14 protein-coding genes are annotated in these 22946 nt (G+C 37.6%); all 14 read right to left on the bottom strand.

Annotated elements, in window-relative coordinates; all coding sequences use genetic code 11:
- Positions 1–6 precede the first annotated feature (6 nt).
- Positions 7–1236 carry a mannonate dehydratase gene (gene uxuA / locus OOZ15_RS01770; protein WP_265953990.1) on the bottom strand — a complete coding sequence of 410 codons (1230 nt, stop codon included), beginning with the start codon at positions 1234–1236 and terminating at the stop codon, positions 7–9.
- Positions 1237–1831: 595 nt separating this feature from the next.
- Positions 1832–6085 (bottom strand): hybrid sensor histidine kinase/response regulator transcription factor, encoded by a 4254-nt coding sequence (locus tag OOZ15_RS01765; protein ID WP_265953989.1) that lies wholly within the window; start codon positions 6083–6085, stop codon positions 1832–1834.
- A gap of 385 nt (positions 6086–6470) precedes the next feature.
- Positions 6471–8840, bottom strand: coding sequence for a glycoside hydrolase family 2 TIM barrel-domain containing protein (locus tag OOZ15_RS01760; RefSeq protein ID WP_265953988.1), 2370 nt, complete (start codon positions 8838–8840; stop codon positions 6471–6473).
- A gap of 23 nt (positions 8841–8863) precedes the next feature.
- Positions 8864–9919 carry a LacI family DNA-binding transcriptional regulator gene (locus OOZ15_RS01755; protein ID WP_265953987.1) on the bottom strand — a complete coding sequence of 352 codons (1056 nt, stop codon included), beginning with the start codon at positions 9917–9919 and terminating at the stop codon, positions 8864–8866.
- A gap of 453 nt (positions 9920–10372) precedes the next feature.
- Positions 10373–11176: an SDR family oxidoreductase gene (locus tag OOZ15_RS01750; protein WP_265953986.1), complete on the bottom strand. Its 804-nt coding sequence runs from the start codon at positions 11174–11176 to the stop codon at positions 10373–10375.
- 600 nt (positions 11177–11776) lie between these two features.
- Positions 11777–12391: an alpha-ketoglutarate-dependent dioxygenase AlkB family protein gene (locus OOZ15_RS01745; RefSeq protein ID WP_265953985.1), complete on the bottom strand. Its 615-nt coding sequence runs from the start codon at positions 12389–12391 to the stop codon at positions 11777–11779.
- The gene (locus OOZ15_RS01740) at positions 12375–12623 is read right to left on the bottom strand and encodes an Ada metal-binding domain-containing protein (protein ID WP_265953984.1); all 249 of its coding nucleotides are present in this window, start codon (positions 12621–12623) and stop codon (positions 12375–12377) included. The genes OOZ15_RS01745 and OOZ15_RS01740 overlap by 17 nt, the downstream gene beginning before the upstream one ends.
- Positions 12624–12626: 3 nt before the next feature.
- Positions 12627–13331 carry a 2OG-Fe(II) oxygenase gene (locus OOZ15_RS01735; RefSeq protein WP_265953983.1) on the bottom strand — a complete coding sequence of 235 codons (705 nt, stop codon included), beginning with the start codon at positions 13329–13331 and terminating at the stop codon, positions 12627–12629.
- Positions 13331–14083, bottom strand: coding sequence for an SDR family oxidoreductase (locus tag OOZ15_RS01730; protein ID WP_265953982.1), 753 nt, complete (start codon positions 14081–14083; stop codon positions 13331–13333). The genes OOZ15_RS01735 and OOZ15_RS01730 overlap by 1 nt, the downstream gene beginning before the upstream one ends.
- Before the next feature lie 76 nt (positions 14084–14159).
- The gene (locus tag OOZ15_RS01725) at positions 14160–15011 is read right to left on the bottom strand and encodes a methylated-DNA--[protein]-cysteine S-methyltransferase (RefSeq protein WP_265953981.1); all 852 of its coding nucleotides are present in this window, start codon (positions 15009–15011) and stop codon (positions 14160–14162) included.
- A gap of 130 nt (positions 15012–15141) precedes the next feature.
- Complete coding sequence (locus tag OOZ15_RS01720; protein ID WP_265953980.1) at positions 15142–16182, bottom strand: family 43 glycosylhydrolase; 1041 nt, start codon at positions 16180–16182, stop codon at positions 15142–15144.
- A gap of 30 nt (positions 16183–16212) precedes the next feature.
- Entirely contained in the window at positions 16213–17781 is a 1569-nt protein-coding gene (locus OOZ15_RS01715; protein ID WP_265953979.1) for a solute:sodium symporter family transporter, read from the bottom strand.
- 35 nt (positions 17782–17816) lie between these two features.
- Complete coding sequence (locus OOZ15_RS01710; RefSeq protein WP_265953978.1) at positions 17817–18692, bottom strand: inositol oxygenase family protein; 876 nt, start codon at positions 18690–18692, stop codon at positions 17817–17819.
- Positions 18693–18884: 192 nt separating this feature from the next.
- Positions 18885–22916, bottom strand: a complete 4032-nt coding sequence (locus tag OOZ15_RS01705) for a two-component regulator propeller domain-containing protein (RefSeq protein WP_265953977.1) — start codon at positions 22914–22916, stop codon at positions 18885–18887.
- Positions 22917–22946: the final 30 nt, after the last annotated feature.

The following is a 22946-nucleotide window of genomic DNA, read 5'->3' as shown; positions in this document are numbered from 1 at the left end:
TCATTTTCAAATTAATTTGGTTTGTCTATTTGCTGTTAAAACATATTCCAGGCCTTTCATTAATCCGTCAATCTCTGATAGTCCTTTGAGGCGGCCTATTAATGGATATCCGGGGTTATATTCATTCTCGAAATCAGTAAGCACTTTCAATCCATGATCTGGACGAAATGGCATTCGGATATCTTTACGTCCCAAATCTTTTCTGCGTTGTTGCTCTTCTAATAATGCTAGTAGGATCCCGTCCATATTTTGGCTCCCTTTTAAATGACCTGATTCATAAAAGCTACCATCATCCAAAAGTTGGGTATTGCGCAAATGCACAAAGTGGATACGTTCACTCGTTTTGTTAATAATCTTGAGCAGGTCGTTGTCTTTACGGGCAGAAAGTGATCCGCTACAAAAAGTAATGCCATTGTTTTGAGATGTATTGGCCTGCAGCAACCATTCATAATCTTCAAGTTGGGTCATAATCCTTGGTAATCCCAATAGTGAAAACGGAGGATCATCCGGGTGAATGGCCAGCCTTACACCTACTTCCTCAGCAACAGGTATGATCTCATTCAAAAACGCTTTCAGGTTCTCTCGTAACTTTTTTTTGTCGATATTTTTATAAACATCAATGTATGTGAGAAATTCTTGTTTTGGGTCAGGGCTTGAACCATTAACAACACCATCAATAAATTGCTGTGTGGCAATAATAATATTGTGAACAAGTTTTTCGGCATCTTCCTCCGTCATATTGTCATATACTACTCTCGCTTTTTCAACCAACTTTGCAGAATATTGGGTCTCTGCACCAGGCCGTTTGAGAATAAAAACATCAAAAGCCACAAAGGTGGAGAAATCAAAGTACATGGATTCCGTACTATTTGGTAATTGGTATTCTAGGTCTGTTCTTGCCCAGTCAAGTACTGGCATAAAATTGTAGCATACGGTATCTAATCCACATTCACCTAAATTTCGAATAGAATGTTGGTAATTTGCAATTAACCTTGACCAATCATCAGAGTAGGTTTTGATCCCTTCACTTACTGGTAAACTTTCAACTACGCTCCAACGCATATCATGGTTTTCAATGTTCTCTTTTACCCTCAGGATTTCATCTTTCATCCACATTTCCCCATTTGGGACATGATGTAGAGCTGTGACTACCCCTTCGACACCCATTTGTTTTAGATGGTTCAATGTGATTGGATCATTTTCACCAAACCAGCGCCATGTTTTTTCTAAAGCCATTGTTACTTGTTTTTTGTATTTTCAGTTCTCAATTTTGTATTTAGGATCCTTAAGGATTGGCTCTCCAATCAACCAAAATCAAAAAGGACTTTATCCTTTAGATATTTTTGGTTGAAAAAATGAATACCTTCTAAAACATTTACCTGACCTGTTGTTCTGTGCCTATATATTAATTAGGTTGGTTTTCTCCCATAATTGTAAAAAACATATGGGCAAATCGCGTAAAAACATAGCATCTCAAACAGCAATGATTTTTACGTTACAATTGTACTAAGAAAACGTTTTCGGAAATATAAACTATGATTCTACATTGATAAATTATGACCTATTTTATAGTTAAAATGGTAATTTTTAAGCGTTTATATTGATAAGTATGGAAATTTATTGTTAATATCAGCTTTTGTTTAGTTGATCGTGAATAAGTTCATCACTAATATCTCCCGTAAGGAAGTAGGAGAATAAATAGAAGCAAATGAATTGAAATATTTGATACAAACTTTTACCACTTAATAGGGATAAGCCTGTACATTTAGCCAAACCTTCAGGCTTTTTAAAAAGCCTGAAGGTATATAACAATATAATTTGGAAAAATCATTTAAATGTTTGAGGAGGAAGAATACTTCGTTTTTTTATTGCTTTCCACAAATTCATTGGGAGCCATTCCGAACAATTCACGAAAAGTCTTACTGAAATAAGCTGAAGAATTAAAACCACACATAAAAGCAACTTCTTTTACTGAATAAGTACCTTTTAGTAATTGTTCAGAAGCATATTTTAAACGTACATTCCTTATAAAACCACTAGGGTTACAACCTGTTAGCGAATTTATTTTTCTATAAAAATGGGAACGGCTCATTCCTATTTCTTTAAGTAATATTTTCAGGTCAAAATCGGGATCACCTATATTATCATGAATGATCTTAGTAGATTTGTCGAGAAATGCCTCATCAAGGGAATTAGTAGTAATTTCTTCTGAGGAAATGACCCCTGATACATCTGCATATTTTTCCCTTAACCGTTTTCTTGCCTCCAGTAAATTATTTATACGGGCTTTTAATACACTTATATGAAAAGGTTTAGGCAAATAACCATCCGCTCCGGTTTTATATCCTTCTACCTTATCTTCGGCAAGGCTTCTGGCAGTAAGCAATAATATCGGAATATGGCAGGTTTCCAAATCATCCTTTAATGTCCTGCATAGTTCAAACCCACCCATTTTAGGCATCATCACATCACTAATAATAATATCCGGGAAAAACTTTCTGGCTTTCTTTACCCCTTCTTTTCCATCCACTGCTTGTTTTATACGATAGTTGTTTTTAAATTCATCCCGTAAATGGTCCCTAAGTTCCTTGTTGTCCTCTACAATTAATATCACCGGTTTTTTAGAACGCTCTTCAATTGAATTTTTTTCTGTATTTGATTTATTTTGTTTTCTCGAAATTGACACATCATATTCTGAAGATCTTATAGCATCAGTATCATATTCATACCCTGATACTTGTCGATTAACATTTTTACCAGCATACGGCCTGCTATCCACCGGTAGCCTGACTATAAAAGTACTTCCTCTTTTATACTCACTTTCAACATGAATATCCCCACCGTGCAATTCCACCAAACCTTTGGTAAAGTTTAGTCCGATCCCGGTACCTGTTTTTGTATGGTCTGTGTGAAAAAACCTTGAAAAGACATCCTTGAGATGCTTCTTCCTAAAACCGATACCTGTATCCTCTATCTTTATTTCTACCCCGCTAATATTTTTTTCTTTTTTGCCTTTAATGTCAAAGAAAGAAAAAATACCTTTTTTCCTACCTTTCCATTGTATCTTTGACAAACTTAGCGTAATGCTGCCACCGTCATCTGTGTATTTAATGGCATTAGACAAAAGGTTGGTTATTATCTTCTCCGTTTTATCGGGGTCAAACCATGCAATAACCCCATCAGTTGTAGCATTAAAATTAAACTCAATCCCTTTCTTATTAGCCATATCAGAAAACAACACAAAAATATCCTTGCAAAACTTTACAATATCTCCTTGTGCAACCTCAAGGGGCATTTTTCCTTGTTCCATTTTCCTGAAATCCAACAACTGGTTTGTTAAATTCAATAACCTTCTGGTACTTCGCTGAATAGTAAGAGCAGAATCTTTAACATCCTCAGTATTATTTCTTGCCAGAATCTTTTCTACAGGATTCAGTATCAGGGTCAGGGGAGTACGGAATTCATGGGAAACATTTATAAAGAACCGGAGTTTCATCTGGTCGAGTTCCCGTTCTTTATCTTCCCTTATCTTACCGGTGTAATACCTCATTACACCCCAAAACACGATGAAACCAAAAGCCGCATATAAAAAATATGCCCACCAAGTTTTCCAGGGAGGTGGTAATATATTTATTGCTACCTGCGATACAGATGCATTTTCCCAGGTATCATTTACCGAAGCCTTTACCTTAAAAACATAATCTCCGGCAGCAAGATTAGAATAATTTGCCTTGGTATCTGTCCCTGTATATATCCAGTTTTTATCCAATCCTTCCATTTTATAGGCATACTGTACCCTTTCCGGATTTTGATAGTGAAGGGCAACAAAACCCAAAGAAATTTGGTTTTCATTATATTTCAACCTGATCTCTTCAGTTTCAGCTATAGGTTTGTCCATAAGCACACGCCCATTCATCGTATCTTTATTCCTTACAAGTTGGTTAAAAAGCATGAACTGTGTCATCATTGGCTGGATAGTATCTTTTGTAATTCCCATCTCACGGGGGTGAAATATATTCAACCCATTGATCCCTCCTACAATTATGCGGCCATCTTTTGCCTTATCTATAGATTTGCTTTGAAATTCCATGCCCTGTAAACCGTCATGGGTATTGTAGTTTTTAAATTCACGGGTCTCGGGATTTAAGCGGGATAACCCACTTTTGGTAGTTATCCAAATATTCCCAAGGTCGTCCTCTTCTATACCCACCACTAGGTTGTTAGGTAGCCCATCAAGCGTAGAATAAGATCTTTGTAACTTTAGGTCCGGGTCAAGCATATACATACCTATATCCGTCCCCAACCATATATTTCCTTGATGGTCTTCCGTTATATAATTAATCCGGTTACCTTTTATGGATTTCTCCTCAACCTTATGAAATTTAAAATCGGTAAGATCAGTGTCTCTCTTGTAATCATCTAAATATAAAACTGAAAGTCCTGAAGAAGTACCTATCAACAATCTGCTTTTTGAATCTTTATAAAGATGAAAAACAAAATCGCTTGCAATACTATAAGGATCTCCCTGCTTATGCCTAAACTCATAAAACCTTTCTGAATCTGGATCGTATAAATTAAGTCCTGCCGTCTGAGTCCCTATCCACAATCTATTATCATTATCCTCTACTGCACACCACGCTGTATTTTGCCCAATGGAATAAGGATTATCCAAATCGTGTAAAAAACGTTTTGCTTTTTTGGTCTTGGGGTTAAATTTATTAAGTCCTCCATCCCATGTACATACCCATATCGTACCATCATGCCCTTCATACAGATAAACTATCTTATCGGAGCTTATGGTAGATCTATCATCTTTATCATACCTAAAATGTTGAAAACGCCCAGATTTCTCATCCAGAACACTTAACCCTCCTCCATCGGTACCTATCCATATTTTTCCATCAGCTGTTTGAATTACAGATTGAGCAATTTTTGCACTAAGACTGTTCGGGTTTCCAGCCCGATAGAAATAATGCTCGAATGAAGACCTATACAATGCCAATTTACTCACTCCCTTATTATAAGAAGCAATCCATAATGTCCCCTCTTTATCTTCCAGTATTTTAGAAGGTTGGTTATTCGGAAGAGAAAAAGGATCTGAAGGGTCATGCTCTATGTGTTGCAAGCTGTCTGTTTTTTTATCAAAAAGGTACAGACCATGGCCATCAGTAGCTATCCAAATTGTACCATTACTATCTTGGTAGATATCAAAAATCGGAATATTTCCTTCTAAACTTGTTTCTAGTGGTTTAAATAAATTGCTTTTACGGTCCCATAATACTAAACCGGACAAATCATTACCGATCCAGAAATTCCCTTCTTTATCTTCCAGTATTTTTTTGGGTAAATGGTCAAGCCCAAAAGACTTCGGAATATCTATAAATGTTCTTTGAAACTTATCTATTTTCCTTGAAGAATCACCAGCTTGTTTCATAGATGCAGGAATATAGCGATTCAGATATTGTCCTTCGGTACTTATCCAGATATCTCCTTCCTTATCTTTTAAAACACCTGTTATATCATTATTATCAATAGATTCCGGGACATTAGGTATGTGGGTATAACGGGTAAATGTTAAATCTTCTAATAAAGGACCGCTTACATTATCCAGTAATAACTTATAAAGTCCATTTTTGGTGCCAATCCACATAGCATTGGCATCTTTATCATAAAAAAGTGTGTTTATCACATCTACTCCCCTTTCCTTGCTTGCTTCATTATATCCAAAGCTGATCCTGGTAAACTTTTCAGTATATTTATCTAATACATTTAGTCCATTACTAGTACCAATCCACAATTTTCCCTCTTTATCTTCTGTTATAGCGTTTATCCGGTTACTACTAATCGATGTATCATCATTTAATATGGGACGGTACACGGTAAAAGTATATCCATTATACTTATTTAGTCCGTCTATTGTCCCAAACCAAAGAAAACCATCACTATCCTGAAATATTTCTGTGCTAGTACTACTGGAAAGCCCCTCAGTTGTAGATAAGTTTTCAAACTTTAGGTTGGTGTACTGATATTGTGCCTGTCCCCATAAACAAATAAATGAAAGCAATAAAAAAAAACTCGTCTTCATATCCCATCTCAGTAAAAAACCTTACAATAAAAGGTTGATTAATTTGATGTTAAAACTATGTTAAAAAAATAACAAATCAAAAAAAATAAATGTTAAACTCACATTTCTAATAGAGTTTGTTTATCAATTCTTCATTTCGTATTAGAGTAAAGGGGGCAGCAATACGGGTTTTGACCACATATTTCACCTTTTTCTTACTCCCTAGCTAAGGCTATACACCTTCATCTGGGACAGGGCGGAGTGTAAAAATAACCCAGTGAGTTATTTTAGCGAACGAGCCAGCCGGTACAAAGGAGTATTTTTCGCTTCAATCAAAAAAGTTTAAACCAGTTTAATGGTTAATTTTTTTTGATTGATCTAACTGATAAGTCCATCCTGATAGCTTTTATTCTGTTGCAATTTGTAAGGTCGCCTTGGGGATGTTATCAGATTTCACAATAACATTTATGTTCCCTTTTGAACGTTTTGATTGAACCGTAAGTAATACTTTCCCGAAATAGGTTGGTATTGAGTTTCCGGTGAAGGAATCCCTTCTTAAATCCCCGTTGTCCAGACCTAACAATCTACCATTGCCAACTACTTCTACCGTAATTACTTGATCAGCATTTGGAACTACCACACCTTGGTCATCTACAAACTCGATCGTAATGTGGGATAATTCCTGACCATCAGCGGCGATCTGGGTCCTATCTGCTGACAATAGAATCTGTACCGGTTCACCAGCGGTTTTCAACTCATAAGAAATCACTTCCTGACCTGCTTTGTAGCCTTTCGCGACAATGGTGCCCTTTTCATAAGGCACGTACCAATTGATGGTGTTATTTGAATAATCTGAAGTGTTTTTTATCCCTAAAGACTCGTTATTCAAGACTAATTCCACACGGTCACAATTAGTGGTGGTTTGAATCTGGATGACATGTCCCTCGTATTGAGGAAAAGTCCAGTGATCTGCCAGAAACGGCCAACTCCAGTGGGGCTTTCCGGGATCTATATCCAATGATTGATCGGCCACTGCAATCTTGACCATAGGGGTATCATTCCATACGGAACGGTGAAATGCTGCAGATGGTTTTTCAAACATGCAGACATCAAACGGACCAGTCGGCCACCCAGTGCTGGGCCAACCACTGCTTTCCCCTAAATAATCGACCCCTGCCCAAATGAATTGTCCGAAAACAAAGTCATTGTTTGCTACATCATACCATGGGTTTACAGGATAGAAAGCATTATACTCCTTTCCTTTCCCACGATAGTATGGATAGGCCTCGGATATATACATAATCCTATTCGGAAATTGTTCTTTTTCATCCTCCAACCATTGTTCCTGATAATTATACCCTACCACGTCCAGAGACTGTGCAAATCCATTTTTATTAAACTGTCTTGACTTATCAGGTTGAAGTGCAGCCGTAACCAACCGGGTAGGCTCCAGCTCATGTACATAATCCCTTAGCATCACAGCACGCTTCGTTCCTTCTTCAGTCTTATCATATTGCTCACTTGTTTCATTACCAATACTCCAAAGAACAACAGAAGGGTGATTGCGATCCCGTAACACCATAGCATCCATGTCCCTCTGCCACCACTCATCAAAATATTCTTTATAATAGCCGCTCTTCCATTTATCAAAAGCCTCGTCGATCACAACAAATCCCAGGCTATCACACATATCTAAGAACTCCGAGGTCGGGGGATTATGCGAGCAACGGATGGCATTAACGCCATATTCTTTGAGTATTTGAAGCCTGCGCAGGTAAGACTGATCTGGTACTGCCGTACCCAATGACCCTGCATCCGGGTGAAGATTCACGCCCTTCATTTTGATATTCTCTCCATTGAGGAAAAAGCCATTTTTCGCGTCAAACCTAATTTCCCTTACACCAAACGTGGTCTTATATTTATCCACTATTTTACCACTTGCTTTCACGGTGGTTTCCATAACATATAAGTTTGGGGTTTCAATAGACCAAAGCAGAGGTTCCTTAAGTTTTAAAGATTGTTTCAATGCCTCCTGTTTTGATTCCCCAACACGAAGCTTTGACTTTTCCGCTGCAATTTTCTTTCCCCGCATGTCACTGATTTGGTTTTCGACCAAAACTTCTACCGGGTTTTTAGAACCATTATTAATGGTGGTGGTTATGTTGACTTTGGCTTCCTTTTCTGTAATCTCCGGAGTAGTAATATATGTACCCCATGTGGCTACATGAACTGGATTGGTAACCTTTAACCAAACATGTCTATAAATTCCTGAACCTGAATACCAACGCGATGAAGGGCTATCACTATGGTCTACCCTGACAGCAATAGTATTTTCTCCCCCGTAATTCAAGTAAGAGGTTAGATCGTATTCGAATGTGGTATAACCGTAAGGGTGAAACCCTAAATGCTTGCCATTGACATACACATCACTTTGGTGATATACCCCATCAAATTGAATAACGACCTTTTTATCTTTATAGGTCACAGGAACCGTAAAGCTTTTTCGGTACCACCCAGTACCTCCCGGCAAATAGCCCATTGAACCATCCATCCATCCTTGACCGGCATTTTCCTTTGATACGGCTTGCTCTATACTCCAGTCATGTGGCAACTGAACTTCCTGCCACTTGCTATCATCGAAACCGGAATTTTTGGCTTCAATGGTATCGCCATGGAAAAACTTCCAGTCAAAATCAAAATTCTTTTTCTCTCTTTGACTCTGTGCCATACTACAAACAGATACTGTCAAAAGGATTATTGTATAGCTAAACTTCATTCTATTTAATTTCTAATTATGTGTCATGATTTATTTATAGTATCATTCAGAATATCGTGCTGTTTTATCTGGGACGACTCCCTTATGAGTAGATCGGAATCCAGAACGATGGTGTAGCTTGAATTGCTGGGATTGTCGCTTAACTGATTGATAAGATTAGTAGCAGCTACTTTACCTATTTCTTCTCCTTCATAATTAACAGTAGTTAATTTGGGGTCAACTATCCTGCTAATAATATCGTTGTTAAAACCAACAATAGCTATATCTTCCGGCACTTTAATCCCATTTTTTTTAAGATGATACATACATACCGATGCACACAGATCATTGGTAATGAAAAGACCATCGGGTTTTCTTTCCATATTAAGGATTTGCTGAGCTATTTTAACCCCCGCTTTTTCACTCAAATTTGTGATGAGAAGTTGTTCGGGTTCAAATACCATATTATGTCCCATCAATGCTTTTTTGAATCCCTCAAACCTATCTGAATAAACATTCTTAGACAGATCTGCAGTGATATGCATAATCCTTTCACAACCTTGTTCAATCAAATGTTTTGTAGCATTGTATCCGGCTGCTTTGTTATCAATTACTACTTTAACCCCCAATGCATCCACGGGTACCCGATCAATAAAAACAATCGGCACCCCTCTTTCTATAAATGGATCATAATGACTTAAGTTTACCGTATCATATGCCAATGAGGTTATCAATCCATCCACCCGTTGGTATAAAAGGTTATCTGCAATGGCTATTTCCTTTGTGCTTGATTCGGAAGAATGTCCGATAATAATATTATACCGGGCTTCAGTCGCTACTTTTCCTATTCCATTGAGTACAGAAGTTATGAAATCACTATTTAGCTCGTGAATGATAACACCAATATTATAAGTCTTTTTGTTCCTGAGTTGAGATGCAAAACTATTCTTTCTGTACCCCATTTCTTTAGCCAGTTCAACTACCTTTTTCCTGGTTTTTTTACTTATAGAATGATGATTGGACAATGCGCGGCTAATTGTCGAGCCAGATACATTGAGATGTTCTGCTAAATCATATATTGTTGGTTCCTTCTTACTCATTATATTATGTCTATATATTGACTGTTAAAATGCACCACGAAATTGTAATTCATATACCCGACTCAACCACAGATTCACTCCAATTGAGGATGGCTCCTCTCTTCTTTATTAGTTATGCTTTAAAGCACACTCTCATTCAACACATAAAAAACATCATCATATATCTCATCTGGTAACAAGCATAAGTTTACATAAGAAATGGTGTGTTACTGTATCCTACGTATTGGAAAGACAATCGTAAAAACAACAAAACGCAAGGATTTTTGTTGGAGTCGGGTATTTTGATTTATCATAATCAATATTTTTGTTTGATAGAATAAACTTCTACTTCAATTGGATATCGGCAGATTCTGATGAGATAGTTTATAACTTTAAATCATTACTCTCATCTATATTTTCATTTATAGTTTTATACTCTGTGACTCACAATAGGTTGAGTTACTACTCTCTTTTTTACACTCCACTGAAGGAACTAAAACCTCCATCAACCGGAAGAATCACTCCAGTTATAAATGAAGCTGCATCAGAGCATAAAAACTGTACTGCTCCATTCAACTCGTTGATATTCCCAAATCGCTTCATTGGGGTTCGGGCCAACACTTTTTTGCTGCGTTCTGTGTAAGATCCATCCGGATTGATCAGTACATTGCGATTTTGTTCCCCAATAAAAAAGCCCGGGGCGATTGCATTGACCCTAACACGATCTCCAAACTTCAGCGCCATTTCCATAGCCATCCACTGCGTAAAATTGTTAACTCCGGTCTTGGCGACAGAATAACCCATAACCCGGGTTATGGCTGAATATGTTGCCATAGATGATATGTTGATAATACTTCCATCTCCACTTTCAGCAATTACTTTTCCGAAAATTATGCTTGGTATTATTGTCCCATCCAGGTTTAGGCCTATTACCTTTTTATGCTCATCTATGTTCACATCAAAGACAGTCTGTTCATCATTGACATTAGCCCTTGGCATGTTTCCCCCGGCTACATTGATCAGCACATGGATTGAATCCCATTTTTTGAGAATTTGATCCCTGACTTCACATAGTTTGCCTTCGTCCAGGACATCACAACAAAAGCCGATCAGGTTTTCCTTATTTTCCAAGGATTTGGTGATGCTGTTAAGTTTATCTGGGTTACGTCCAATGATCACCACTTTAGCTCCTGCACAAATAAGGGATTTTGCAATACTACTCCCCAGAACACCTGTACCTCCTGTAATAACAATTACTTTATCTTTTACTTCAAACATAAAATCAGTCCTAGTTAATATTTATTTATTTTAGTTTCCAACGATCCGAAATATGAATTCTCTTTTTTTACTCCCATCTATCAGCGCTTCTATTTTATCCAGTACCACACCCCGGATCAATCATGGTTATTTTTAACTGGTACTTCCTCTTTGTGGAATACTCTCACTTTGGTTTCGCAATATTGACAGCACCAAACGCATTAACTTTTCACCCCTCGTTCTGTTCATTCATTGCATCTTTAAGGGCGCTTCTATATCGATTGCTTTCATATCAACAATCCATTTTGAACAAACATTCCAAATCATATTGCTTTACGACAACTTCTATATCCAAAATTAGCAAACCAGCTCCTGACTATATATAAACTATTATTCAATACATATAATTTATAGCCCATTCATGTGATAAAAACACAAATTATTGATGTAATAATTAAATAATCATCTGTTGAAAACCTAATAAAGAATACCTATTCATCTATGGTTTTATGAATAAGCTATGGTGGCTAAAATTGGTAAATACCGTTATAAACCAACTTGATACATTTGTTTTTATTTTAATATTTTGTTGTCCTTGCTAAAAAAAACTTATATAAGGACTTAGGTTGCAATGGTTCTGAATGTCAAATTCACCCTTGGTTTGATAACACGTTTAGTCGGGGGTAAGTGGTGCAACCAATGTGTTTGCGTAGTGCCTTTCATAACCAACAGACTACCGTGTTCTAAAACCAATGCTACTTTTTCCTTGGTCTGTTTGTGTTTAAAAGCAAATTTTCGCTCAGCCCCTAAACTCAACGAACCGATAGCGCCGTCTTTTTTCAAATCTGTTTCTCCATCACTATGCCACGCCATACCTTCTTGTCCATCATGATATAAATTCAGCAAACAGGAATTAAAACTTTCCCCTGTTACTTTTTCTACTATGTTTTTAAGTTCCAGTAATTCTTTTGTCCATGGTAAGGCTTTTTTGGTGGTATTGGAGTAGGTGTACTGAAATGGTTGTTCACCATACCAGGCCACTTTTCGCTTGGTGATAATTTTCTTTCCAAAAATGATTGCTTCATCATTTCGCCATTCCACAGTGTCAAGCAATTTGTCTAAGTAATAATTGGCTTCCGTAGCTTTAAATAATTTTCCATAATAATTGACTGTTCCGTCTTTAGGTAACAGGTTTTTGTTTTTGTCGACTAGAGGTGCATCATTGAATAAATCCATCTTTCCATTTTTTGTATTTGTCTTTCATACAATGCCCGCAGGGGCGAAAACCGTTATCGTCAGCTTCTTGTTCGGTAGCAAAGAACACCCTGTTTTCCCGCTTCATCCGTTTTCCTGAAGTGCAAGATAGCGTTCCGTAAATTTTTAGTTTATGGTTTCCTCCAAAACATATTTTCTGCTTTTTAATTCTATTACGTATATCTCTATCAGATATTTCACTGTGTCGAATCATCAACTAGCTTATGGCATCGTGAAATATAATTCCCAACGTATGGCGTTCTCCACTGTACACTTCACTCACACCATGCTTCATATTGACCCGGTAATATGCTCTTGTCCCTTTTACAGGCCTGAAGTTGGTTGTAAAAATCAACATATCACCTTTTTTGGGTTTTAGTACAATAGCTTTAGACTGTGCCCTTGGTCTTTGTTCAGTCATTACAAACTCTCCGCCTGTGTAATCTTCTTCTGGTTCATTTAAAAACAATACACACTGGATCGGGAAATAAACATCCCCGTACAAATCCTGATGCAGTGTATTGTACCCGCCTTTGCCATATTTCAAAATCAAAACCGTGGCTTTTTGCTGATTGTTTTCATGGCATTGTTTCAAAAGTTCTGTATGCGATAGCGGAAATTGCCTGTCCATTTTAAGTGCTTTAAACCACATATTGGCTATCGGTACAAGATGCGGGTAAATGTTTGTTCTTAATTGCTGAACAAGATCGGGTAATGGATAGTTGAAATATTTATATTCCCCTAAGCCAAAACGATAACGTTCCATCACTACCGTTTTTCTGTAAAAGTTGGGTTTATTGTAATTTGATTTTAGGATTTCACATTCTTTGCCCGTTAAGATTTTCGGAATAATCGTAAAACCCTTATTGTAGATCTCCTCTGTAACAAGATCCCAATCAGTTTGTTCAATAATCTTTTCCATTATGCAATAATTGAAATTCCCGCATCCACTGTCAATTCGGTGCCGTGTATGTAAGAAGCTTCTTCCGAAGCAAGAAAAAGTACAGCATTTGCTATTTCCAATGGTTCACCAAACCTTTTGAAAGGTATAGTGGGAATTATGTTTTGAATGGTACGTTCAATTTGTTCGGGGCTTAAACCAGTGTTGTTAAACCCATTGGTTTTTATGTATCCCGGACTGACACCGTTTACACGAATGCCTTTGGAGGTACATTCGGCCGCAAAGGTCTTGATGAATGATTGTACAGCTGACTTGGCCGCCGAATAAATTGAAAAGTTTGATGTTCCCATTGCTGTAACAACTGATGTGTTTAGAACTATAGAACTATTTTCGTTCATCAAAGGCAGTATCTGCTGTACGGTAAAAAACGTACCTTTTACCAATACATTGAACAGTTCGTCAAAATGGGCTTCATCAACATTTTCAATAGGTGAAAATTTCCCGTAACCTGCATTGGCAAAAAGCACATCAATGTTGTCGGTATAGCGTCTTGCTTTTTCTTGTAAAGTCAACAGGTCTTCAATATCACCTGCATTGGACACGATACCAAAGGCATTAGAACCTAATTGCCCTACCGCTTTATTGACTGTTTCGGTACTTCTTCCAGTTATAATGACGCAGCCGCCTTCTTTGATGAATTGTTGGGCTGTTGCAAAGCCCATACCGTTTGTTCCGCCTGTAATCATGGCGAATTTGTTTTTAAATCTTTGCATTGTTTTTCTTTTAAATGATTTATAAATTCAAATACAAAGATTGACGTTTAAACCTTGTAGGAAAACCCGAAACTTGCTACAATTGACTGGTGTCGGTTTTTGCTCCTTCCCATCCGATAATTGCAGTTTTTCTGGTGCCGCCCCATTTATACCCCCCGAGGGCTCCGGTGGATTGAATAACCCTGTGACAGGGAATGAGAAAAGCTACCGGGTTGTTTCCAATAGCAGTACCAACAGCCCGTGAAGCATTAGAATTGCCTATTTGTCTAGCGATATCACCATAGGTGGATAGTTTCCCCATAGGTACTTTTAAAAGCGTTTCCCAAACCTTTAATTGAAAATCCGTGCCTTTAAGGTGTAATTTGATCTCCGCAAGCTTGCTCCAATCATTTTGGAAAATGAAGAGTGCGTTTTGCTGAATCAGATCTAATTTTTGCTGAAAGTTTGCATTGAGGAATTTTGCTTTCAATTCAATTAACGCCTTGGTTTCATCATCAATAAAAGCCATGTGACATATTCCTTTGGAAGTCGAGGCCACCATCAGGTTTCCAAACGGACTCTCAGCAAAGCTGTAGTTTATGGAAAGCTTTGTGCCGCCATTTTTATATTCGGCGGGTGTCATGCCTTCAATGTTGACAAACAAATCGTGGAGTCTCCCTGTACCTGAAAGCCCTGTTTCATGAGCCGTATCAAAAAGTGTGGCTTGCTGTCCTTTAAGCAACTTTTTGGCATGCCCCAGACTGATGTACTGTAAAAATTTCTTGGGTGTCGTACCAGCCCATTCACTGAACAAACGTTGAAAATGAAAAGGGCTTAGATGCACTTTTGAAGCCACTTCGTCAAGATTGGGTTGTTCTTTGAAGTTGTTTCTAATGAATTCTATTGCCTCTGCAATACGGTTGTAATCTAGTTTTTGTTGCTCGTTCATGATTTCTGAATTTTATATTGCAAATGTCGCGACTGTAGTGCAATCATAAAACCCGAAACTTGCTGATGTTTAACACATCTAATGGTGTAGGGTATACAGACACCAAGGCGTTCCGTACCGTATAAATGTTTCAGGGATTTCTTTTATTTATTGGTCTTATACCCTTAAAATTAATTTTCTCAATCTCCCCATTTCCACTAAAATTCAGACTGTCCAGACGAAGCTGTCTCAACACATAATCTTTGTCTTGCGGAAAAATTTGGTGGTACAAAATATAGTGTTGCCCTTTTTCCTTAAAAACAGAATGATGGCCCGGGCCATAAATTCCTTTTTCGGCATCAGTCACAGCAATTGGACTATTGACTTCCTCCTTAAAAGGTCCGAATGGGTTGTCGCCAATGGAATATCTTATTTTGTAGGTGGAATCGATGGCTTTTCCATCGGAATACATCATATAATATTTTTCATCTTTTTTGACCATAAAAGGAGCTTCAAAATAGTTTGGTGGGGTTACATTTTTAATCTCCCCGTCGAAACCAACCATATCCTCTTTTAATTTTACGGCAAAACAGCGTCCATTTACCCAGTCCCAGCCCGAGCCCCAATAAAGATAGGCCTGTCCGTCATCATCAATAAAACATTGTGCGTCGATCATATGATAATTGGGGTATAAGGTACTTTTAATGAGTGGGCTTTTGTCTTCTTTAGCATTCTTCCACGGACCAAGTGGTTTTTCGCTTTCACCAACCCATATTTCACTCCCCACAGAAATATACATGTAATATTTACCATTTTTAGCCTTGATCACGTCGGGAGCCCAAACCATAGCTTCTTTGGAAGTGGGACTGGTACAAGCTTCTTTTGTGGGCCAATTGAGTTTATGCGTCTTGAAATTCTTAAAATCAGAGGTTTCCAGCACAGCTAGTTTTTCCCCTCCCCAAGGATCTATCGTAGCATAAATGTAATAGGTGTCTCCTTCTTTAACTACGGAAGGATCGGCATAATAACCTTCATGAATAGGGCTAGTTATAATTTCTTGTTGTTCCTGTCTCTCCGCTGCTTGTTCTTGAACATCTTCTTTCTTTTTATTGTCCTTACAGGATAGAAAACACAGTAGTAGTACGAATATCCCTATAAATAATTTAAAAATGGAAGTTATTTGCTTTTTCATATGTTTTGTTTTAAATGTTTAAAAAGGTGGTCAGGACAGCAACACGTAGATCAGGATAGTCAAGCCCACCAATATAGTTCCCGCAATATTCAGGTACGGCCACGGTTTTAATTTAACATCCGCCTGTTTAAAAATATAATCTGCTGTAGGTCTAAATCTTGATACCGCCAACATAATTATAAAATTAAGGACAAACTCTATACCCCACAGATGAACAAAGTGAATGTCCAGCTTTAGAATAAAGGTCGTTAGTATATAGAATATCAATCCACAAAACAGACCAGCCTTTGCCCCAGTAGCATTGATCTGCTTTACGAAAATCCCCGCAATGATGATCGATGAAATAGGGATAAAGAAAATCCCGTTCAATTCCTGTAAAAGAAAATACAGCCCATCAGGGGCATAAGCCACCATAGGAGCTACCGAAATGGCCACTACTGCCAGGACAACCGCACTCAGTTTACCGTATTTAACAAGTTTGGTCTCGGAAACATCTTTATTGATGATTTTTTTATAGATATCCAAGCAAAAAATGGTACTGGCAGAATTCAGGACACTGTTAAAGGTACTTAGAACAGCCCCCAGAATAACTGCTGCAAAAAATCCGTAAAGATATGCCGGTAACAGCTTTTTAACCAGGAGCGGATAGATCAGATCGGGTGTATTGTAGTATTCCTCTCCAAAATAATAAAAAGCGATCAGACCCGGCAGCACAATAATCAAAGGAACAAAAAGTTTTAGCACTCCCGTATAGATCAGTCCTTTTTGGGCTTCTACCAGGTTTTTGGCTCCAAATGCCCGCTGTATAATGGCCTGGTTCATTCCCCAGAAATACAACTGATTAATCATGAGTCCCGTAAAAAGAGTTGAGAACGGCAGTATGGAGTCAGAACTCCCCACAATATCAAATTTTTCTGGGGCAACTTCATACACCTGTTGGATTCCACTGAAAAGGTTTCCCTTGCCAATCTGGTATAAGGCAATCCCCGGGATCAATAAGCCTCCCAATAAGAGGCCGACACTATTAAGAGTATCAGAATAGGCCACAGCCTTCAGTCCACCGAAAATAGCATAAAGAGATCCGATAACACCGATAGTAAGAACAGTGTAGAGCAAACCTTCACTTTTACTCACCCCTAACACCTCCGAAATATCGAAGACACTTTCAATATTAATAGCTCCCGAGTAAAGAACAATTGGCAACAAGGTGACTACAAAGGACAACATCAGTAAAAAAGCCACAACCGACCTTGTAAAACTATCAAATCTCTTTTCCAAAAATTCGGGGATGGTGATCAATCCCATGTTAATAAAACGCGGGATAAAATAAATGGCCGCAATTACCAGAGCCACGGCAGAGGTAACCTCCCATGCAATCACCAGGATACCGTTTTTGTATGCAGTACCGTTCATCCCGATAAGATGTTCCGTGGAAATATTTGTCAATATCATGGAGCCTGCTATAACAGGGGCCGTTAAACTTTTACCGGCCAAAAAATAGCCTTTGGTTGAGGAAAAATCGTCCTTTCGGAGTTTATAAGCGGTATACACAATTACCAATAGGGTAAACCCTATAAACCCAAAATAGCTAGAAAGCATATAATAAGAATGTATTTAAGTAGAAATGAAAAATTTTAAAAACGAATTGTATTCGGTAAATATTTGGACACCAAACCTTCATAATAAGGTCTTAATTCCTCTACATTAGGAGGAACAGGTGCTTTTGAATACAAATCATACGGATTGAATTTTTTTACCCATTCAAACATTTCCACGTCTTTTTTATTCATCAAATGCTCATAGGCATTTTCCTTGTGTTGGGCATAAAAGGAATGGTATCTTATGATATAAAGCGCTGGTTCGGGCAAATAATCCTTCATGATCTGGTAGAGATACTCATCGTGTCCCCAGCTCATTTTAACATTATCCAGGCCGCAATTTTTTGAATATACTCCATATTTACTGTTATACTTATCGTTCAGCGTATCCGGGTTTTCATTGAAGAATTCGGAGTACACGACCTTATCGGAAAATGCACAACCCACCGGAAAAGTATCTCCAACCACAGCCCATTGTGGTTCTCCGAAAAGGCATAACACCTTTCCAATATCATGTAAAAAACCAGTTAGCACAAACCAATCCGGGTGTCCGTCTGCCCGTATGGCTTCAGAAGTTTGAAGTAAGTGCTGCAATTGGTCCAGTTCAATATCCGGATCGCTATCATCTATCAGGGTATTAAGAAAATCTACAGCCTCCCATAAGGACATTTCCCGCTTATTTAGTCTCAAAAATTCCTGTTCTTTTGAAACTACAAAATTGTAGGTTTGGTATTTATGATTTAAGCGGTAAAATTCTTTAACGGTATCCACTCGTTCCGAATCGACATAATTCCTGAACTCCTCTTTTGTTTTAGCCTTATCTCCTGATTCCGGATACCGCATTAAAAGATCATCTTCCCAATCATCAATATTGTTCAGGGGGCCTTTTTGATTTGCTTTTGGTGTTTTCATAATTTCATACAGTTGATTATACGCAATCAAATTAATTTTGCTTCAATTTTCCTTGCATGCTTTGGTCTCCTTTCAGAAATGGGTTAACAATGAACCAAAATAGTGTTAGAAAGCAGAAAGTCAATGGACTCTTTTTTCAAATACATGGACAAACTTTACGCATCCATTAAAGTAATAATTTTCAAACAATTATCACAATAAATTACTCGGAGGAAACCCGAATTGTTTCTTAAAGCACCTACTAAAGTATAAAGGATCATTAAATCCTACCATAAAGGTCACTTCCGAAACATTGTATTTTCTCGTTTTCAACAGTTGGGCCGATTTTTTTAAACGTATCGTCCGGATATATTCATTTGGAGCCAAATCGGTCAGTTCTTTGAGTTTTCTATACAGTTTTGAAGAACTCATTCCTGTTTCCTTACAAATCAAAGCCGTTGAAAGCTCAGGGTTATTCATATTTTTCTCGATAAACCCAGAAAGTTTTCTGATTAATTCTGCATCTACCGGAGAATGGGCCAGATCATAAACTTCCCCTTCTATTTCATGGGAAAATTTAGCTTTTAATTCCGATCGCGTTTTTATAATATTCTCGATGCGGGTCTTTAATAGGTATGGGTCTAATGGTTTTGACAAATAGGCATCCGCCCCGGCATCATATCCTTTCATTTTATCATCACTCTCCGATAGGGCAGTAAGCAAAATAACCGGTATATGGCTTATAGCTTCACTTTTTTTCAGGGTTTCGCAGAATTTATAACCATTCATTTCGGGCATCATAACATCGGTAACACACAGCACCGGCTTAATCTGTTTACATAATTGTAGTCCTTTCTCTCCATTTTCTGCTTGGTACACTTTATAATAATCAGACAAGAAGTTAACCAGGTAATTCCTGAGGTCGGTGTTGTCTTCAACCAACAGAATCTTATCTTTTATCGTTATGGAACCCCGGGCTTTTGAAGGTTTTGGCTTATAGCTGTCTTCCGTTTCATAAAAGTCTCCTGAAACCTCAACAATTTCTTTTTTATCGAACATAGCCCGATCTATGGGAATTTCTATAGTGAAAACACTACCTTTTTTCGGTTCGCTGTTTACAACAATATTACCTTTGTGTAGCTTTACAAGCGACTTGACCATAGCTAACCCTATGCCAGATCCGGTATTGTTTTCTTTACTATTTGATGCTTGATAAAACCTGGAAAATATTTTTTTCTGACTATGTTCCGGGATACCAATCCCGTCGTCCCCCACTTCAACAATGAGTCGATCATTCTGTGAATTTGAGCATCCCAGAAATACATCCACATTTCCATATTTGGGGGTGAATTTTACCGCATTGGATAATAGATTATAAAGAATTTTGTCATATTTATCCCGATCTAACCAACCGGTTATTTTTTCGTGTTCACAATTAAAATGCAATTGCACACCTTTATCTTCTGCTAGTTCATTAAAAGAATTAAAAGTTTTTAAAGTATGCTTGCGTATATCAGTTTTAGACACTTTTAATTCCAATTTTCCTTTTTCGGCTTTCCTAAAATCAAGTATTTGATTTACGAGTAACAATAATCGGTTTGCATTTTGATGGATCAGTCCGAATTTTTTTGTTTGTTGTTCACTATATTGATCCTGATTCTCTATCAAAAGTTGCTTGGCAGATCCGAGAATTAACGTAAGTGGGGTACGTAATTCATGAGAAAGATTCGTAAAAAAGCGGATCTTTTCTTTATTCAGTTTTTCATCGCGTTCCCGTTCTACTTTTTCAACAAGCAGTTCCCTTTTTAACTTTAACCTGTTTTTTATTTCACGACGTACGAAATAGAAAATGACAGAGGTCACAAACAGAATTAAAAAAATCATTTTGTATGTTAACCAAAACGGGGGCAATACCTCAATTCTATATACCTCTTCATTACTCCATACACCACTGCTGTTTGCCGCTTTTATCTTAAAGAGATATTCTCCAAATGGCAAATTCGTGTATTGCACCGTTCTTGAATTACTGTTAGTTTGTGTCCACTTGTCGTCAAAACCTTCCAGCATGTATTCAAACTTATTGAGTTTTGCATCCGTAAAGGACGGGGAAGAGAATTCAATCGAAAAATTACGGTCGTCATAGGTTAACGTAGCTTCTTTGCTGTAATTAATGTCTTTGTTAAGAATAGTCTGTCCATTTATAATATCTCCGGGTAGCACTTCTTTACTTTGCACCTTAAATTCGGTAATTACAGGGGAAGGTGTCCATTTATTGGTCTTGATCCGATCTGGTGAAAAATAAATCACTCCCTTTTTCCCGGCTACATAGATCCTTGAATCATTGAACTTAAAAAACCCGCTCGAGCTGAAGACATCCAGCCTGTTACCACTTTTCACCCTGTAAACATCCAATTCCCCCCTTTCAGGATTAAATCTGGCCAAACCGTTATTATTAAGATTTAACCAAAGGTTATCATCTACATTTACAATATCGGTTATCCAACTTCCTTCCAGTTCACCTAATCCATCAACCGCATTAAAATCATCAATTTCCTCATTGTAAATTGCCAGTCCCTTTCGAGTTGTTGCCCATATATTCTGCTTTTGGTCTATTAAAATACCGCTTACATGTTCATTTGGGATTCCTGAATTTTTACTCGATGCATAAGTTTTTAACACATTGGTTTTAGTATTCAGTCTAAGTACTCCATTCTCCGTAGCAAACCAGACATTTTTAAAAACATCGACAGCGATTTGATTGACCTCAACTCCTTTCAGCACATTTCCTGCAAGAGGGGTGCTTTCACGAGTATTTTTGTCAAAATAAACTGCTCCTTCGCCAAAAGAGCCTACGATAAGAGTATGGTCGTCTATGCTTTCAAATGCAAGCACCGGTCTGTTATTAAACCCTATGTCTACAACTTGAGACCTTTTAGTTTGGTCATTGTATATAAGGAGTCTGCCATTCCAAAGCCCGCAATAAAAATTAATCCCGTCATTTGAATATATACTGGCAATATCATAACGTTGTTGATTAAAAAACGGTGAAAAATTTTCTCCCTCCTGAATAAAAAGTCCGTTGTAACGCGTAGCCACCACTACCTTATCATCTATGGTTTTGGAGAAACCCCGGATCCAGGGCACCTGATTATCAAGAGATCTGGAAATATCCTTATTGAGTCTGAATTGGTTGTCGTAGGGATTGTATTTATCCAAGCCATCTTCCGTTCCTATCCAAAGAACTCCGGACTTGTCAAAATACAAGGCATACACCAAATTATCGACGAGCGACAAATTATTGGAAAGTACCGGAAAATGCCACTGATAATTTCCCTTTTCAATCTCTTCCAGACTATCACACACTAACAATCCTCCCAAAGTTCCAACCCAATATTGCCCCTCGGGAGATCTTGCTACTGATAAAAAATAGGGGCCTAGTTTTTCCCTTCGGCTTTCATTTTTAATGTATAAATTTTCAAATTTATCACTCTCCTTGTCCAGTTTATACAGTCCCTGACGGGTTCCTATAAATATATCCGACTTATGATCTTCGTAAATAAAATTCACATATGGGTTTTTTTCATCAGAATCGGGTATATTAAGCGTATATTGCTTTGTACTCTTTATTGTTCCATTGTTATTTAAATCTACTTTTGTTATTCCACTTTCCAGATATGATCCTATCCAAATAGCTCCGGTGCTATCCCCTACAATTGATCTTACATAACTAGTTCCAGTTATGTCAACCTTAGTAAACCTCCCGGATTTTTTATCCATGTGATATACCCCTTCATTTTTGGTACCAACCCATATGCGATTAAAATTATCTAAGTACAAAGAGCGAATTTCATGATCGGGTAGGCTATAAATATTATCCTTTTCCGGTAAAAAGGAAGTAAAGGTGTGTGTTTTTAGTTCAAATCGTATCAAACCATTTCGTGTACCAATCCATAAAACACTGGCTTGGTTATCTAGGGCCAATGCGGTTACTTCATCATTTGCCAGTTTATGAGGTTGCTTTGCATTGCTGGAATATATATTAAACTCGTAACCATCGAACCTGTTTAAACCGGCAAAAGTTCCCAACCACAAAAATCCGTTTTCATCCTGAACAATATACCTGACAGAATTATGAGAAAGCCCATCATAATCATTGTAGTGCTCAAATGCTATATTTTGGGCACTCGCAAGCTTGATCATAAAAAAGACCATCACTATTAAATATGTATACTTGGGATTACTCATGCTTCGAGATGGTTACTTACCGTTTTCGGA

Origin of the sequence: Galbibacter kalidii (assembly GCF_026241135.1) — a bacterium.
In the GTDB taxonomy this organism is placed as follows: domain Bacteria; phylum Bacteroidota; class Bacteroidia; order Flavobacteriales; family Flavobacteriaceae; genus Galbibacter.
Note: the sequence above shows the minus strand (reverse complement) of the source record. Positions and strands in the feature narration are given on the sequence as shown.

Bases quoted from the DNA above. Each gene is read 5' to 3' on its own strand.
- uxuA (WP_265953990.1), bottom strand. From the start codon at position 1,236: ATGGCTTTAGAAAAAACATGGCGCTGGTTTGGTGAAAATGATCCAATC.
- OOZ15_RS01765 (WP_265953989.1), bottom strand. From the start codon at position 6,085: ATGAAGACGAGTTTTTTTTTATTGCTTTCATTTATTTGTTTATGGGGA.
- OOZ15_RS01760 (WP_265953988.1), bottom strand. From the start codon at position 8,840: ATGAAGTTTAGCTATACAATAATCCTTTTGACAGTATCTGTTTGTAGT.
- OOZ15_RS01755 (WP_265953987.1), bottom strand. From the start codon at position 9,919: ATGAGTAAGAAGGAACCAACAATATATGATTTAGCAGAACATCTCAAT.
- OOZ15_RS01750 (WP_265953986.1), bottom strand. From the start codon at position 11,176: ATGTTTGAAGTAAAAGATAAAGTAATTGTTATTACAGGAGGTACAGGT.
- OOZ15_RS01745 (WP_265953985.1), bottom strand. From the start codon at position 12,391: ATGGATTTATTCAATGATGCACCTCTAGTCGACAAAAACAAAAACCTG.
- OOZ15_RS01740 (WP_265953984.1), bottom strand. From the start codon at position 12,623: ATGATTCGACACAGTGAAATATCTGATAGAGATATACGTAATAGAATT.
- OOZ15_RS01735 (WP_265953983.1), bottom strand. From the start codon at position 13,331: ATGGAAAAGATTATTGAACAAACTGATTGGGATCTTGTTACAGAGGAG.
- OOZ15_RS01730 (WP_265953982.1), bottom strand. From the start codon at position 14,083: ATGCAAAGATTTAAAAACAAATTCGCCATGATTACAGGCGGAACAAAC.
- OOZ15_RS01725 (WP_265953981.1), bottom strand. From the start codon at position 15,011: ATGAACGAGCAACAAAAACTAGATTACAACCGTATTGCAGAGGCAATA.
- OOZ15_RS01720 (WP_265953980.1), bottom strand. From the start codon at position 16,182: ATGAAAAAGCAAATAACTTCCATTTTTAAATTATTTATAGGGATATTC.
- OOZ15_RS01715 (WP_265953979.1), bottom strand. From the start codon at position 17,781: ATGCTTTCTAGCTATTTTGGGTTTATAGGGTTTACCCTATTGGTAATT.
- OOZ15_RS01710 (WP_265953978.1), bottom strand. From the start codon at position 18,692: ATGAAAACACCAAAAGCAAATCAAAAAGGCCCCCTGAACAATATTGAT.
- OOZ15_RS01705 (WP_265953977.1), bottom strand. From the start codon at position 22,916: ATGAGTAATCCCAAGTATACATATTTAATAGTGATGGTCTTTTTTATG.